This is a genomic window from Mycobacterium sp. NPDC003323 (genome assembly GCF_053589535.1).
In genome coordinates, this window is sequence record NZ_JBSFSB010000029.1 from 24,362 (window position 1) to 30,775 (window position 6,414).

At 66.2% G+C, this 6,414-nt stretch carries 5 protein-coding genes; 4 read left to right on the plus strand and 1 reads right to left on the minus strand.

Features of this window, described 5'->3' with window-relative positions; genetic code table 11:
* The first annotated feature begins 9 nt into the window (after positions 1–9).
* From ACWDUN_RS29605 to ACWDUN_RS29615, 3 genes are all read left to right on the plus strand, one after another.
* Positions 10–2,157 carry a 3-hydroxyacyl-CoA dehydrogenase NAD-binding domain-containing protein gene (locus ACWDUN_RS29605; RefSeq protein ID WP_449934425.1) on the plus strand — a complete coding sequence of 716 codons (2,148 nt, stop codon included), beginning with the start codon at positions 10–12 and terminating at the stop codon, positions 2,155–2,157.
* 285 nt (positions 2,158–2,442) lie between these two features.
* Entirely contained in the window at positions 2,443–3,405 is a 963-nt protein-coding gene (locus ACWDUN_RS29610) for a helix-turn-helix domain-containing protein (protein WP_449934428.1), read from the plus strand.
* A gap of 125 nt (positions 3,406–3,530) precedes the next feature.
* On the plus strand, positions 3,531–4,502 hold the full coding sequence (locus tag ACWDUN_RS29615) for a GGDEF domain-containing protein (RefSeq protein ID WP_449934430.1): 972 nt from the start codon (positions 3,531–3,533) through the stop codon (positions 4,500–4,502).
* Here the strand turns inward: ACWDUN_RS29615 and ACWDUN_RS29620 are convergent.
* On the minus strand, positions 4,499–5,710 hold the full coding sequence (locus ACWDUN_RS29620; protein ID WP_449934432.1) for an FAD-dependent monooxygenase: 1,212 nt from the start codon (positions 5,708–5,710) through the stop codon (positions 4,499–4,501). The two genes, ACWDUN_RS29615 and ACWDUN_RS29620, sit on opposite strands and share 4 nt — an antisense overlap.
* A 76-nt stretch (positions 5,711–5,786) precedes the next feature.
* On the opposite strand from ACWDUN_RS29620, the gene ACWDUN_RS29625 reads away from it, so the two are divergent.
* The gene (locus ACWDUN_RS29625) at positions 5,787–6,323 is read left to right on the plus strand and encodes a TetR/AcrR family transcriptional regulator (protein ID WP_449934433.1); all 537 of its coding nucleotides are present in this window, start codon (positions 5,787–5,789) and stop codon (positions 6,321–6,323) included.
* Positions 6,324–6,414 lie beyond the last annotated feature (91 nt).

The window sequence follows — 6,414 nt, forward strand, 5'->3', positions numbered from 1 at the left end:
TGAACAACAATGGCAGAGAACACCATTCAGTGGGACCAGGATGCCGACGGCATCGTCACTCTGACGCTGGACGACCCGACGGGTTCGGCCAACGTGATGAACGAGCACTACAAGGAATCCATGCACAATGCGGTCGAACGCCTTGTCGCGGAGAAGGATTCGATCGCCGGCGTCGTCATCGCCAGCGCGAAGAAGACCTTCTTCGCCGGTGGTGACCTCAAGGGCATGATCAACGTCGGCCCCGACGACGCCCAGAGCGCCTTCGACGAGGTCGAGTTCATCAAGGCCGACCTGCGCAAGCTGGAGACGCTGGGCAAGCCCGTCGTGACGGCCATCAACGGCGCCGCGCTCGGCGGCGGCCTGGAGATCGCGCTGGCCACCCATCACCGCATCGCCGCCGACGTCAAGGGTGTCGTCATCGGCCTGCCCGAGGTGACCCTGGGCCTGCTGCCCGGTGGTGGCGGCGTCGCGCGCACCGTGCGCATGTTCGGCATCCAGAAGGCCTTCATGGAGGTTCTGAGCCAGGGCACCCGTTTCAACCCGGCCAAGGCCAAGGAAATCGGTCTGGTCGACGAGCTCGTCGGGAGCGTCGACGAGCTGGTCCCGGCCGCCAAGAAATGGATCAAGGACAATCCCGAGGGTGGCGTGCAGCCCTGGGATGTCAAGGGCTACAAGATGCCCGGTGGCACCCCGTCCTCGCCCGGCCTGGCCGCCATCCTGCCGTCGTTCCCGGCGCTGCTGAAGAAGCAGCTCAAGGGCGCGCCGATGCCGGCACCGCGGGCGATCCTCAACGCGGCCGTGGAGGGTGCGCAGGTCGACTTCGACACCGCCACCCGCATCGAGAGCCGGTACTTCACCCAGCTGGTGACCGGCCAGGTCGCCAAGAACATGATCCAGGCGTTCTTCCTGGACCTGCAGGCCATCAACGGCGGTGCCTCGCGGCCCGAGGGCATCGCGCCGGTGCCGATCAAGAAGATCGGTGTGCTGGGTGCGGGCATGATGGGCGCCGGTATTGCCTACGTCTCGGCAAAGGCCGGTTATGACGTTGTGCTCAAGGATGTTTCGCTGGAGGCGGCCCAGAAGGGCAAGGCCTACTCCGAAGGTCTGGAGGCCAAGGCGCTCAAGCGTGGCAAGACCACCCAGGAGCGCTCCGACGCGTTGCTGGCCAAGATCACCCCGACCGCCGATGCCGCCGATCTGGCCGGTGTCGACTTCGTGATCGAGGCCGTCTTCGAGAGCCAGGAACTCAAGCACAAGGTGTTCCAGGAGATCGAGGACATCGTCGAGCCCAACGCCATCCTGGGTTCGAACACCTCCACGCTGCCCATCACCGGCCTGGCCAGTGGGGTGAAGCGCCAGGAGGACTTCATCGGTATCCACTTCTTCAGCCCCGTCGACAAGATGCCGCTGGTCGAGATCATCAAGGGCGAGAAGACCTCCGATGAGGCGCTGGCCCGGGTGTTCGACTACACGCTGGCCATCAAGAAGACTCCGATCGTCGTCAACGACAGCCGTGGCTTCTTCACCAGCCGCGTGATCGGCACCTTCGTCAACGAGGCGCTGGCCATGCTGGGTGAGGGTGTCGAGCCCGCCAGCATCGAGCAGGCCGGTGCGCAGGCCGGCTATCCGGCGGCGCCGCTGCAGCTCTCCGATGAGCTCAATCTGGAGCTGATGCACAAGATCGCCGTCGCGACCCGCAAGGGCATCGAGGACGCCGGTGGCACCCACACGCCGCATCCGGCCGAGGCCGTCGTGGAGAAGATGATCGAGATCGGTCGCCCGTCGCGGCTGTCCGGTGCCGGTTTCTACGAGTACGCCGACGGCAAGCGCGTCGGTCTGTGGCCGGGCCTGAAGGAGACCTTCAATTCCGGGTCGACTCAGATTCCGTTGCAGGACATGATCGATCGCATGTTGTTCGCCGAGGCGCTGGAGACCCAGAAGTGCCTCGACGAGGGTGTGCTCACCTCGACCGCCGACGCGAACATCGGGTCCATCATGGGTATCGGCTTCCCGCCGTACACCGGTGGCTCGGCGCAGTTCATCGTCGGCTATGAGGGTCCCGGTGGTGTCGGCAAGGCCGCGTTCGTGGCCCGCGCCAAGGAACTGGCCGCCAAGTACGGCGAGCGGTTCAACCCGCCCGCCTCGCTGGAAAGCTAGTCAGACCAGAAGCCCCCGGGCCCGCCGACCTCGAAACGGCGAGCCCGGGGGTTTTCTCATGCCCGGATGGTCGTCAACGGATCGTGCGGCGACGGGTACGCGCGCGGGCCGGTGATTCCCTGGACGGCTCGACCCCATGGGCGATCCCGTTGGCGGCGTGTACGCCGGAGACGAAGTCCTTCAGGGCGCGGAAGCGATGGCGTGGGTACCTCATGCGTACGACGATGCCGAATCCCGCCGGCTGCCAACAGTGGCACCAGCGCCACTGTTCTATAAGATAGTGACATGCACACCGTCGCGATCCTCGCGTACGACGGCATGACCGGCTTCGAGTCGGGTCTGGCCGCCGAGATCTTCGGCATGGCCGAGCTGCCCGGGCGGTTCTCTGCCGGGGTCGCACCCACCGGGTACGTGGTGAAGTTGTGCTCCGAACAGCCTGAGATCCGCATGCTCGGTGGCGCCACCGTCCACACTGCCTACGGCGTCGACGACCTGGCCGCCGCGGACACCGTGCTGATCCCCAGCGTGCGTGATGTCGATCAGCGCCCGTCTACAGACCTGCTCGACGCAATCCGTGCGGCCGACGAGCGCGGTGCGCGACTGGTGTCGATCTGCTCGGGCGCCTTCGCCCTGGCTGCTGCCGGTGTGCTCGACGGGCGCTCGGCCACCACGCACTGGATCTACGCCGACCTGCTGGCGCGGCAATACCCCGCGGTCGACGTCGACCCCGCGCCGCTCTACGTCGACGGCGGCCGGGTCCTCACCAGCGCGGGCTGTGCCGCGGGCCTGGACTTGTGCCTGCACATCGTGCGATCCGATCACGGGGTGCGGGTCGCCAACGACGTCGCACGTCGGCTGGTCATCTCGCCGCACCGCGCCGGCGGGCAGGCCCAGTACATCGACAATCCGGTGCCCGAACCGGCCGAGGACGGCCGCATCGCCGCCGGAATGGCCTGGGCGATGGCGCATCTGGACAGGCCGATCACGCTCGACGAACTGGCCGAGCAATCCGGGATGTCACGGCGCAGCTATCTACGCCAGTTCGCGAAGGCCACCGGCACCACACCCATCAAGTGGCTCATCGAGCAACGCATCCAGGCCAGCCTCCCGCTGCTGGAATCCGCCGATTTCTCCGTCGAGCAGATCGCGACGCGGGTGGGGTTCGAGTCCCCGGTGACCTTCCGTCACCATTTCACCAGGCAGATGCACACCACACCGAGTGAGTACCGCAGTTGCTTCGCCGCATAGTGTGCACACCGGAGCCGCGACCGAAGGGTTCACGCCGTCGTCGACGAGTGGCTTCGGACGTTGAAGGTGCGCACGCGCGGCGTGGCCGCGTTGTATCGGTCGACGGGGTAGAGCAGGCTTAGAGCATGTCCCACTTCGCGTTGCGTGCCGCCGCGAAGAACCGAACCCTCGGACAGCAGAACGTCCGCCTGCTGCGCATCTATCTGAGCGCCACGACGTTTCTGTACAGCTACGGCGTCGTCTTCACGCTCTTCCCGGTGCGCACCGATCTGGAGTACGGCAATCCTATCGGCGGCATCATCGCCATCGTCCTCGGCGTGCTGGCGCTGGCGCAGTTGGCCATTCGGCCCGACCGCACGGCGTTTGCCACCGTGGTGGCCATCATCGCCACACCGGCCGTGATGGCGTTTCACGTCACCCTGACCGCGGAGTACGTCTGCCTGATCGCGCCGATGTTCTTGGCCATGTACCTGCGGGCGTTCCATCCCGCGGGCCGGGCGTGGGCGCTGATCGCGGTTCTGATCATCGCCTGCCTGGTGGCGGTGGCCGTCGCGCCGGCCCCGCACGTCGGGGTGATCACGTTCCTGATCATCGTGGTCGCCATCGTCGGTGCCGCGGAATCGTTCGGGTTGCTCATGCGCGCCATGTTCACCGCGGCCTGCACCGATCCGCTGACGGGTGCGCTGAATCGCGCCGGGTGGGAGATCGCCACCGCGGACCTGATTGCTCAGACGCGCAGCACGCCGGTCACCGTGATCGCTCTCGACATCGACGGGCTGAAGAACCTCAACGACACCCACGGACATCCGGCGGGGGATCGCCGCATCGTCGAGTACGCCCGGCACTGGTCGCGCGCGGTACCGCCCGGCGCCGTGCTGGCGCGCCTCGGTGGGGACGAGTTCGCCATCTGTCTGGCCGGCGCACCGCACGATGTCGACCGGCTGATCGACGATATCCGTTCGAAGACACCGGGAGTCAGCCTCGGGACCGCCACCTGCGGCGAGGTGACCGAGATCGGCGCGCTCTACGCACGCGCCGACGCAGACCTGTACCGGGGAAGGGGACGTCCGCTGCGCGAGGAATCCGATGCCGGCTAGACAGATAGCGCCGAGTCGTACTTCGGCACCCTGATCGAGTCGTAGAGCCGGATGCCTTTGCGATTGAGCCGGACCAGGAGATCGGTGACCGGTCGGGGTAGCACGGAGACCATCTGCATGCCGCCGATGAAGGCCCGCACGCCCAGCGGTGAGGACGGCAGGATGCTCTTCGCCACGCTCTTGGCCAGCGCTCGGGCGCCCAGCACCGGTTCGCGCATCACGTTCTCGTAGGCGGAAAACGCCCTAGTGTGATCACCGTCGGCGGCGGCCAGCTCGCCGGCCAGGATGTAGGCGCCGATCACCGCGAGACTGGTGCTGCCGCCGACGGCGGGACCGGGACAGTATCCGGCGTCGCCGACGAGGGTGACCCTGCCGCGCGACCAGCTGGTGAGCTGGAGCTGGGTGATGGCGTCGAAGTAGAACGCGGGTGTGTGCCCGATTTCGTCGAGCCAGCCGTCCACCTCGGCGCTCATGCCGGTGAATCGTTCGGTCAGTTGGCGTTGCTGTGCGGCCGTGTCGCGGTGGTCGTAGTGGAACTGCGCGGTCGGGCGGAACAGGAACACCGCCCGGGCGTCATCGAGATGATCGGCGGTGTAGATCATGGCGGTCCGGTCGATGTCGACGTAGCCGGTCATCTCGCCCGCGGTGACCGACGACTTGGGCAGCGAGACCACAGACAGGTACGCGCCCAGGAACTCGGTGTGTCCGGCGTCTTCACCGAACACCAATTGCCGCACCCCCGAATGCAATCCGTCTGCACCGATCACCAGATCGAACTTCCGGGACCCGCCGCCGGCGAACTCGACGCGCCCGTCCGGGTCGATCGCGCTCAGTTGGTCGCCGAACAGGTACTCGATATCGTCGCGGCCGGCGTCGTAGAACATCTGGCTCAGGTCGTCGCGCATGATCTCGACATGGCGGGCCGAGATCGCCGAGGACAGCTTGCCGTAGTCGATGTGCGTCGGCCGGCCCCCGCTCGGGCGGCGGAAGGTGATCCGGTTGGTGCCGGTGGCGTGCGCCAGCACCTGGTCCAGCACGCCCATCTGCTCGGCGATGTCCATGGCCGGGCCGAACAGGTCGATGGCGTGGCCGCCGGTCTTGCGCAGTTGGGGTGCGCGTTCGACGACGGTGACATCGAATCCGCGCCGGGTCAGCCAGTAACCGAGCACCGGTCCCGCGATGCTCGCTCCCGAGATCAAGACGTGCATGTCACGCTCCTTACTTAACGATAGGTAAGTGGATACGGCACAGCTTACTTAACGATCGGTCAGTTAGGCTAGGTACGTGAGCGCGCCCCGGCAGGACACCCGGCAGAAGATCCAGGATGTCGCCCGTGAACTGTTCGCCGAGAAGGGGGTGCAGCGCACCAGCCTGCAGGACATCGCCGCGCGGTTGGGCATCACCAAACCGGCGCTGTACTACCACTTTGCGTCACGGGAAGACTTGGTACGCAGCATCGTCCAGCCGCTGGTCGACGGGGGAGAAGAGTTCGTCACGCGGTGTGAACGAACCGCAGGGATCACGCCGACCGAAGTCTTGAGAGGCTATTTCGACTACTTCTATGCCTACCGCGCCGACCTGATCACGGTGATCTCCGAGCTGAGCACCATCGCTGATCTCGGGTTGATCGACAGCATGCTGGCCTGGCGCGAACGTCTGAGCCAGGTGCTCTTCGGCGAGGACCCGACATTCGATCAGTCCGTGCGATCGGTGATCGCGCTCGGCGGCCTGCAGGACTGCTGCATATCGTTTCCCGACGCGCCGGCCGACGAATTGCGGGAACGGGCGGTGGCGGCGGCGCTGACGGCGCTGTTCAGCTAGGAGACTGCTGAATTAATCCCGCGTGGCGGGGGTGGGTTGACCTGTGCTTTGGGATGATTGGTGGGTGCAGGGTCGTTCTGATGATCAGCGT